General features: G+C 64.8%; 7 protein-coding genes and 2 pseudogenes. 7 read left to right on the top strand and 2 right to left on the bottom strand.

Going from position 1 to position 5,444, the window contains the following annotated elements; genetic code table 11:
* A pseudogene (gene hrcA, locus EN991_RS21765) lies at positions 1-399 on the bottom strand (heat-inducible transcriptional repressor HrcA); the annotation flags it as partial.
* Between the two features lie 157 nt (positions 400-556).
* Between hrcA and rph the strand changes: the two are divergent.
* The 6 genes and pseudogenes from rph to EN991_RS21730 all read left to right on the top strand — a co-directional run bounded on the left by rph (position 557) and on the right by EN991_RS21730 (position 4,463).
* On the top strand, positions 557-1,273 hold the full coding sequence (rph, locus tag EN991_RS21760) for a ribonuclease PH (RefSeq protein WP_013528632.1): 717 nt from the start codon (positions 557-559) through the stop codon (positions 1,271-1,273).
* A 183-nt stretch (positions 1,274-1,456) separates the two neighbouring features.
* Positions 1,457-1,867, top strand: a complete 411-nt coding sequence (locus EN991_RS21750) for a VOC family protein (RefSeq protein WP_127369521.1) — start codon at positions 1,457-1,459, stop codon at positions 1,865-1,867.
* Positions 1,867-2,514, top strand: coding sequence for an RdgB/HAM1 family non-canonical purine NTP pyrophosphatase (gene rdgB / locus EN991_RS21745; protein WP_024502184.1), 648 nt, complete (start codon positions 1,867-1,869; stop codon positions 2,512-2,514). The genes EN991_RS21750 and rdgB overlap by 1 nt, the downstream gene beginning before the upstream one ends.
* Positions 2,511-3,674 carry a radical SAM family heme chaperone HemW gene (hemW, locus tag EN991_RS21740; protein WP_127369520.1) on the top strand — a complete coding sequence of 388 codons (1,164 nt, stop codon included), beginning with the start codon at positions 2,511-2,513 and terminating at the stop codon, positions 3,672-3,674. The genes rdgB and hemW overlap by 4 nt, the downstream gene beginning before the upstream one ends.
* A 3-nt stretch (positions 3,675-3,677) precedes the next feature.
* Positions 3,678-4,001: a low molecular weight protein tyrosine phosphatase family protein gene (locus EN991_RS21735; protein WP_127369519.1), complete on the top strand. Its 324-nt coding sequence runs from the start codon at positions 3,678-3,680 to the stop codon at positions 3,999-4,001.
* A gap of 25 nt (positions 4,002-4,026) precedes the next feature.
* Positions 4,027-4,463: pseudogene (locus tag EN991_RS21730) on the top strand (EamA family transporter).
* 73 nt (positions 4,464-4,536) lie between these two features.
* Here EN991_RS21730 and EN991_RS21725 read toward each other — a convergent pair.
* Positions 4,537-4,725, bottom strand: coding sequence for a hypothetical protein (locus EN991_RS21725; protein ID WP_013528626.1), 189 nt, complete (start codon positions 4,723-4,725; stop codon positions 4,537-4,539).
* 134 nt (positions 4,726-4,859) lie between these two features.
* Here EN991_RS21725 and rsmI point away from each other — a divergent pair.
* The coding region (gene rsmI, locus EN991_RS21720; RefSeq protein ID WP_127369518.1) for a 16S rRNA (cytidine(1402)-2'-O)-methyltransferase at positions 4,860-5,444 on the top strand (585 nt) is incomplete at its 3' end.

The raw sequence follows: 5,444 nt of genomic DNA, 5'->3' as shown, positions 1-5,444 counted from the left end.
GCTGGCCTCGGTCAGCATGTGCTCCAGCGTCGCACCGGAGCCGGACGCCCGCACCTGTGCCTCGATGGCGCGGCGCTCCTCGTCGGAAAGGTCGCCAAGCTCCATGAAGGCATCGACGAAGAAACGCAGGCCGGCCTGCGTTGGCAGCCGGCCGGCCGAAATGTGCGGCGCGTAGATCAGGCCGAGATGCTCGAGGTCGCTCATCACGTTGCGGATGGTCGCCGGCGACAGCGAGGACGGCAGGATACGCGACAGGCTGCGCGATCCCACCGGTTCACCGTCCCTGAGATAGGAATCGACGATGCGCCGGAAGATGTCGCGGGAACGCATGTCGAGCGCCTGGAATACTGGCGACTGAAGCGCGGGCGACTGCGAACTCGGATCGACTGCCTTGGTCATACGGCCAAAAACCTCCGGCCCAAGGATATAGACTTACACCGCACCCGCGCAACCCGGTGTCTGTGTCCGATCGTCAGCCCATTTTCCTTTGCGCCACGCGTCCCATGCGGTTACAAGCCGGCCAAGATTCCGAAAAATGACAAGAAAGCAGCCCTGAATGCGCCCTTCCAAACGCCAATTCGACGAAATGCGTGCCATCTCCTTCGAGCGTGGCGTCTCCAAGCATGCCGAAGGCTCATGCCTGGTGAAGTTCGGCGACACGCATGTCCTGTGCACGGCCAGCCTCGAGGAAAAAGTGCCGGGTTGGATGCGCAACTCCGGCAAGGGCTGGGTGACGGCGGAATACGGCATGCTGCCGCGCTCGACCGGCGAGCGCATGCGCCGTGAGGCTTCGGCCGGCAAGCAGGGCGGCCGCACGCTGGAAATCCAGCGGCTGATCGGCCGCTCCTTGCGCGCCGTGGTCGATTTGCAGGCGCTGGGCGAACAGCAGATCACCGTCGACTGCGACGTCATCCAGGCCGATGGCGGCACCCGCACCGCCTCGATCACCGGCGGCTGGGTGGCGCTGTATGACTGCCTGCGCTGGATGGAAGCCCGCCAGATGGCCAGCGTCGCCAAGGTGCTGAAGGACCATGTCGCGGCGATCTCCTGCGGCATCCATGACGGCCAGCCGGTCATCGACCTCGACTATATCGAGGATTCCGCAGCCGGCACCGACGCCAATTTCGTCATGACCGGCAAGGGTGGCATCGTCGAGATCCAGGGCACCGCCGAGGGCGAGCCTTTCTCCGAGGAGCAGTTCGCGGACTTGATGGGCCTGGCCAAGAAAGGCATCCAGCGCCTGGTGAGTTTGCAGCAGATGGCGGTGGCTTAGTTTTTAGATGTCGAGCCTGAGCGCCCCCCTCTGGCCTGCCGGCCATCTCCCCCTCAAGTGGGGAGATCGGATGTCGTCTAGGGCTTCGCCAATCTCCGGCGTTGTAGGGTGCGCGACAATGCAGAAGCTGCCAATCTCCCCACCTGAGGGGGAGATGGCCGGCAGGCCAGAGGGGGGCGCCTCGTGACACCCTCCGCGATCCTGGAATCGGCCCTCTACGTCACAGACCTGCCCGCCGCCGAAACCTTCTACACCGACATCCTCGGCCTCAATCTCCTCGGCAAGGTCGACGGCCGCCACCTCTTCTTCCGCTGCGGCCCCGGCGTGCTGCTCGTCTTCAACGCCGAGGCAACCAAAATCCCGCCGGCGCCTGACGCGAGGCTGCCGGTGCCACCGCACGGCGCGGTCGGCCAAGGTCATCTCTGCTTTACGGCGACCGCCGATGAAATCGCCGGCTGGAAAACCCATCTGGAGGCAAAGAAGATCGCCATCGAGAGCGAATTCGAGTGGCCGCAGGGCGGCCGTTCGATCTATATACGCGACCCCTCGGGCAATTCGATCGAATTTGCCGAGCCAAGAATCTGGGGCCTTTGATGCATTCTCTCGATGGCAAGAAGATCGTCGTCGCCAGCCATAATGAGGGCAAGCTGCGCGAATTCGCCGACCTGATGGGACCGTTCGGCTTCGAAGCGAAGTCGGCCAGGGAGTATGGCCTGCCGGAGCCGGACGAGACCGGCACCACCTTCGAGGAGAACGCCTACATCAAGGCGCTCGCCGCCGCCAAGGCGACCGGCCTGCCGGCGCTGTCGGACGATTCCGGCCTGTGCGTCGACGCGCTTGACGGCGCGCCCGGCGTCTACACCGCCAACTGGGCCGAAACCCCGGACGGTTCGCGTGACTTCGGCATGGCCATGCAACGCACCGAAGTGGCGCTGCAGGAGGTCGGCGCCGCCTTGCCGGAGCAGCGCAAGGGACGCTTTGTCGCCGTCATCTGCCTGGCGTTTCCCGACGGCGAGGCGGAATATTATCGCGGCGAGGCCGAGGGCACGCTGGTCTGGCCACCGCGCGGCGAGCTCGGCTTCGGCTACGATCCTGTGTTCCTGCCCGATGGCTTCGAAAAAACCTTCGGCGAAATGAGCGCCGAGGAAAAGCATGGCTGGAAGCCCGGCCAGGCCACGGCGCTGTCGCACCGCGCCCGCGCCTTCCAGAAATTCGCCCAAGCTCGATTGGGCTCGGCATGAGCATGCTGCTCGACCGGGCGCCCGGCTTCGGCGTCTATGTCCACTGGCCGTTCTGCGCGGCCAAATGCCCCTATTGCGACTTCAACAGCCATGTTCGCCACCAGCCGGTCGACCAGGAGCGCTTTGCCGCCGCCTTCGAGGCCGAACTGGCGACGATGCGCGAGCGCACCGGGCCGCGCGAGGTGACCAGCGTTTTTCTAGGCGGCGGCACGCCCTCGCTGATGAAGCCGGAAACCGTGGCCAGGGTTCTGGACGCCGTGGCGAAGAACTGGACGGTGCCTGCCGGCATCGAGGTGACGCTGGAGGCCAATCCGTCCTCGGTCGAGGCCGAGCGCTTTCGCGGCTACCGGGCAGCCGGCGTCAATCGCGTGTCGCTCGGCGTGCAGGCGCTGAACAACAAGGATTTGCGCTTCCTCGGCCGTTTGCACAATGTCGAACAGGCCCTGCACGCCATCGGCTTCGCGCGGGAAATATTCCCAAGGCTGTCCTTCGACCTGATCTACGCCCGCCCCGGCCAGACGCCGGAGGCTTGGGCATCGGAGCTGGAACAGGCGATCGGCCATGCCGCCGACCATCTGTCGCTCTACCAGCTGACCATCGAGGAAGGCACGCCCTTCCACGCGCTGCATGCGGCAAAGAAATTCGTCATCCCCGACAACGACCATGCCGCCGACCTCTATGCGCTGACGCAGGAGATCACCACGGCGCACGGCCTGCCGGCCTACGAGATTTCCAACCACGCCAGGCCGGGCGCCGAGAGCCGGCACAACCTGACCTATTGGCGCTATGGCGAATATGTCGGCGTCGGGCCGGGCGCGCATGGCCGCTTCGTCGAGAACGGCCGCCGCACGGTGACAATCGCCGAGCGGATGCCGGAAACCTGGGCCAATCTGGTCGAGGCCAAGGGCCATGGCGTCACCGGCGGCGAGATCCTGACGCGCTCGGAAGAGGCCGACGAATTCCTGCTGATGGGCCTGCGGCTGGCCGAAGGCATCGATCTCTCCCGCTACGAGGCGTTCTCCGGGCGCGGCCTGTCGAGCGCGCGGCTGTCGATGCTGCAGGGCGAAGGGCTGGTGGCGCCGATCGGCAATGCGCGCCTGCGCGCCACGGCCGCCGGCATGATCGTGCTCGACGCGGTGGTCGCCGATCTGGCGCGCTAACCCTTGAAGAACGTCCTTTTCGTCTGCAGCCAGAACCGCTTGCGCAGCCCGACCGCCGAACAGGTGTTTTCAACGCGCCGTGATATCGAGGTGGCCTCGGCCGGAACCAACCACGATGCCGACACGCCGCTGACGCATGAGCTGGTCGCTTGGGCCGACATCATCTTCGTCATGGAAAAGGCGCACCGCACCAAGCTGCAGAAGAAATTCAGGGCCAGCCTGAAGAAGGCGCGTGTGATCTGCCTCGACATACCTGACAATTATGAATTCATGGATCTGGAGTTGATTGGCCTTCTGAAGGCACGCATTTCGCGGTATCTCGGTTAAGACGCCATCCGCGAAGGCCACCCGCATGAACCTGACCGTATCCTCCTGGCAATTCTGGGCACTGCTCTCGGCTGCATTCGCTGCCCTGACGGCGATCTTCGCCAGGTCGGCATCGAGAACATCAATTCCGATTTCGCCACCTTCATCCGCACGATCATCATCCTGATCGTGCTCGGTGCCATCCTGCTCGCCAGCGGCCAATTCCAGTCGCCGGCTACGATCTCGGGAAAGACCTGGGCTTTCCTCGCCCTGTCCGGTCTGGCGACCGGCGCTTCATGGCTCTGCTATTTTCGCGCCCTGAAGATCGGCAATGCGGCGCAGGTGGCGCCGATCGACAAGCTAAGCGTCGTGCTTGTGGCGGTGTTTGGCGCGGCCTTTCTCGGCGAGCGGTTGTCCGGAGCGAACTGGCTTGGCGTCGCCCTTATCGCGGCGGGTGCTGTGCTGGTCGCCTATCGAGGGTAGTTGCGCGCCATGGCGTGCGTTCTTCGTTTCAAGACGGGTGATGAAGATATCGAAGCGATTGGGCATCGTCCGGTCAGTGCTCCGTCGTGCTGTCGGGTTTGTTGTCGGAAAGGCTGACGTTCGTCGGCAAGGTGCTGGCGACGCGCTCTTCGGTCAGGCTGTGCTCGGTCTTGGCAGACGGGCGCTTGTCCCTGGGGGTGGCAACGCGGTTGCGGCCGGCATAGTAGGGTTCGAAAGCGTCTTGTATCTTGAGGCTGTCCATCCTGTCCTCCTCCGGAATCAGGGGGCTAATCTGCCAACGCCGGTTTGGTTCCCCACTGTGGCAAAGGAAAGGCGAATTCCCTACATCGGCATCAGCTTTTGCAAGCCCGCGTCAGCCGTGCCAAACAGGGCTGAATGGAGAAGTCGTCAGTGACCGCAGAGACGGGCAAGCGCAGCTATGTGGTCGGGCAGACCGAGATCGCGGCCCGGCCGCTGGAGCCGGCGCTCTATCTGGTGGCGACGCCGATCGGCAATCTCGCCGACATCACGCTGCGCGCGCTGGAGACGCTGGCCGCCGCCGACATCGTCGCTTGCGAAGACACACGGGTGTCGCGCGTGCTGCTCGACCGTTATGGCATCCGCCGCCGCACCACAGCCTATCATGAGCATAATGCAGGCGAGGCCGGGCCGAAGCTGATCGCGGCGCTGCAGGCCGGACAGAGCGTGGCGCTGATCTCCGATGCCGGCACGCCGCTGGTGTCCGATCCCGGCTACCGGCTGGTCGGCGAGGCGCTCGACCACGGCATTCGCGTCGTGCCTATCCCCGGCCCATCGGCGCCGCTCGCGGCGTTGACCGCATCCGGCCTGCCCTCCGATGCCTTCATGTTCGCCGGATTTTTACCGGTGAAGACCGGGCAGCGGCTGACGCGGCTGGAGGCACTGAAAGCCGTGCCGGCGACATTGATTTTCTTCGAATCGCCGCGCCGGCTGGCCGAATCC

This window comes from Mesorhizobium sp. M7A.F.Ca.US.005.03.2.1, from assembly GCF_003997795.1.
In the GTDB taxonomy this organism is placed as follows: domain Bacteria; phylum Pseudomonadota; class Alphaproteobacteria; order Rhizobiales; family Rhizobiaceae; genus Mesorhizobium; species Mesorhizobium ciceri.
The sequence above is the reverse complement of the archived record's forward strand: the minus strand, read 5'-3'. Positions and strand labels throughout refer to the sequence as shown.

Excerpts from the sequence above, each read along its gene's own strand:
- EN991_RS21725 (WP_013528626.1), bottom strand. The coding sequence starts at position 4,725 with ATGGACAGCCTCAAGATACAAGACGCTTTCGAACCCTACTATGCCGGC.
- rdgB (WP_024502184.1), top strand. The coding sequence starts at position 1,867 with ATGCATTCTCTCGATGGCAAGAAGATCGTCGTCGCCAGCCATAATGAG.
- hemW (WP_127369520.1), top strand. The coding sequence starts at position 2,511 with ATGAGCATGCTGCTCGACCGGGCGCCCGGCTTCGGCGTCTATGTCCAC.
- rph (WP_013528632.1), top strand. The coding sequence starts at position 557 with ATGCGCCCTTCCAAACGCCAATTCGACGAAATGCGTGCCATCTCCTTC.